Annotated in this window: 2 protein-coding genes and 1 pseudogene; all 3 read left to right on the forward strand. The window is 61.0% G+C overall.

Translation table 11 applies throughout. From position 1 onward, the window contains the following. A pseudogene (locus I6U14_RS03030) lies at positions 1-298 on the forward strand (C4-dicarboxylate ABC transporter); the annotation flags it as partial. A gap of 178 nt (positions 299-476) precedes the next feature. Further along, positions 477-1,115 carry a TRAP transporter small permease subunit gene (locus I6U14_RS03035; protein WP_296896791.1) on the forward strand — a complete coding sequence of 213 codons (639 nt, stop codon included), beginning with the start codon at positions 477-479 and terminating at the stop codon, positions 1,113-1,115. Next, the coding region (locus I6U14_RS03040) for a TRAP transporter large permease subunit (RefSeq protein WP_296896793.1) at positions 1,112-1,736 on the forward strand (625 nt) is incomplete at its 3' end. The genes I6U14_RS03035 and I6U14_RS03040, both read left to right, overlap by 4 nt.

The raw sequence follows: 1,736 nt of genomic DNA on the forward strand, positions 1-1,736 counted from the left end.
CGCCGATGCTGCCAATCACCCCCAACAACGCACCTCCAGTGCCCCTGTCTCCAAGGACCTGCAGTGGCTGCATGAAGGTGGCGGTGTGACCGTCCATCGCACGCCGGAAAGCGTGATGCATGCGCAGCTCGCGTCCTGGGACGAGGTTCTCTCCGACCTCACGCAGGACGAGTTCTTCAAGCGCGTTGTGGACAGCCAGAAGGCATGGTCCGAGCGCGTGGCCTTCTACGATCTGCTCAACGCGGCCGACTACAAGCTCGCCTACGAGCATTACTTCCCGGGCCGCTTGGGCTTCTAAGATACCCGGACGCATACAGCGATTTCGGTTAGGGGCGGCGGGCTTCGCGCTCGCCGTCCTTGCCGAGCGCAGCGCCGCGCGTTAGCAACGGCACGGCAGCCCCGGCATTCCGCCGTGCTGCTCATTTCGCTCGGCTCAGAGCGCCCTTGGACCGCGCATTCGAGGAGTTTGGCCAGACGTGCTCGCCTTCATAGCGTTTATCGACCGTATATCGGCCTGGTTTGGAAAGGCCTTTGCGTGGTGCATCGTCATCATGACACTGGCCGTTTCCTATGAGGTGTTCGTGCGCTACCTGCTGCGCCAGCCGACCTCATGGGCCTTCGACCTCACCTACATGATGTACGGCTCTTTGTTCATGATGGCCGGCGCCTACACGCTCTCGCGCGACGGCCATGTGCGCGGCGACGTGATTTACCGGCTCTGGCCGCCCAAGGTGCAGGCTGGCGTCGAGCTGTTCCTCTACATCATCTTCTTTTTCCCCGGGGTTCTGGCGCTCATCATCGCCGGATGGAAATATGCCGGGCGCTCGTTGCGCTTTCTCGAAGTCAGCGTCATGAGCCCGGCGAACGTTCCGATCTTCCAATTCAAGCTCATCATCGTCGCCGCAGGCATTCTGCTGTTCCTGCAAGGGCTCGCCCAGGTGTGCCGCTGCATCGTGTGCATCCGCGAAGGCGCTTGGCCGAGGCAGGCCGAGGACGTGAAGGAGTTGGAGGACCGCCTGTTGGAGGGCGACACGGCGGATATCATTCGCCACGGGAGCGAGGCTACAGATGTTCAAAAGCCCAGTGAAAGCGTGAAAAGAGAGTTCGACAGATGACCGATCCTCAAATTGCCGTCATGATGCTGGGGATTTTTATTCTCCTCATTCTGCTCGGCTTTCCGATCGCTTTCACTCTCATCGCCATGGGCGTGGGGTTTGGCTATTACGCCTATTACGACCCCGAGCGCATGCAGACGATCTTCGACAACCGCGTCTTCGACCTGCTCGTCAATCAGACCTACTCGGTCATGGCGAACGACGTGCTCACCGCAGTCCCGCTGTTTCTTTTCATGGGATACATCGTCGAACGGGCCAATATCGTCGACCGATTATTCTACACGCTCAACATTTCCGCCCGCGCGGTCCCCGGCTCAATGGCCGTCGCGGCGATCATCACCTGTGCGCTGTTCGCCACGGCCACCGGCATCATCGGCGCGGTCGTGACGCTGATGGGTCTTTTGGCGCTGCCGGCCATGCTGCGCGCGCGCTACGACACCAGCTTCGCCTCCGGCGTTATCTGCGCGGGCGGCTGCCTCGGCATCCTGATCCCGCCGAGCATCATGCTGATCGTCTACTCCGCGACCTCGAACGTCTCGGTGGTGCAGCTCTATGCCGGCGCCCTGCTTCCCGGTTTCATGCTTGCGGGACTTTATCTGATCTATGTGATCGGGCGGGTAC

This window comes from Thiohalocapsa sp. (assembly GCF_019695415.1).
Taxonomy (GTDB): domain Bacteria; phylum Pseudomonadota; class Gammaproteobacteria; order Chromatiales; family Chromatiaceae; genus Thiohalocapsa.